Source organism: Actinoplanes subtropicus, assembly GCF_000721705.1.
Lineage (GTDB): Bacteria > Actinomycetota > Actinomycetes > Mycobacteriales > Micromonosporaceae > Actinoplanes > Actinoplanes subtropicus.
In genome coordinates this window covers 1-467 of record NZ_JOJL01000153.1, presented here as the reverse complement: position 1 = coordinate 467, position 467 = coordinate 1, and the positions used below count along the sequence as shown (strand labels likewise).

Sequence of the window (467 nt, the reverse complement as noted above, 5' to 3'; positions counted from 1 at the left end):
AGCGGGGCGACGAGTTCAGGACGAAGTCCCCAGCCATCGGCGATGATCGGACGCGGTGATGCGAGGGCGCGGAGGTCGTCGAGCGCGTACTCAAAGCGCTCGCGGAAGACGGCGAGGGCGTCGTCGCAGGCCTGCTCGACGGTCGACGAGATCCACATACGCTCCGCATCCGGCTCGACGACTGGCTCTCCGCGGCGTAGTCGCTGGGCCGTCCGACGGTCCCAATGGCCGCGGGCGTCGTGGTAGTCGTAATGGTAGTGGGTGAGTCCGTACCGTTCGGCGATGATGCCCGCGACGGTGGATTTCCCAGCCCACTGGCCTCCTCCGATCCAAAGAGCGCGTTGCACTGTTGAGACTGGGTCCCAGAGCATGACATAAGCCTGATCCCGAGCAGAGTCAAGATCAAGTCTTGTTCTTCCTGGCCGCCACTGATTATCTATTGTTAGAGGGTTATTGGTCCTCGACCG

The 467-nt window shown here is 62.7% G+C and carries 1 pseudogene; it reads right to left on the bottom strand.

From position 1 onward, the window contains the following. A pseudogene (locus tag IH26_RS61055) lies at positions 1-371 on the bottom strand (hypothetical protein); the annotation flags it as partial. Positions 372-467 lie beyond the last annotated feature (96 nt).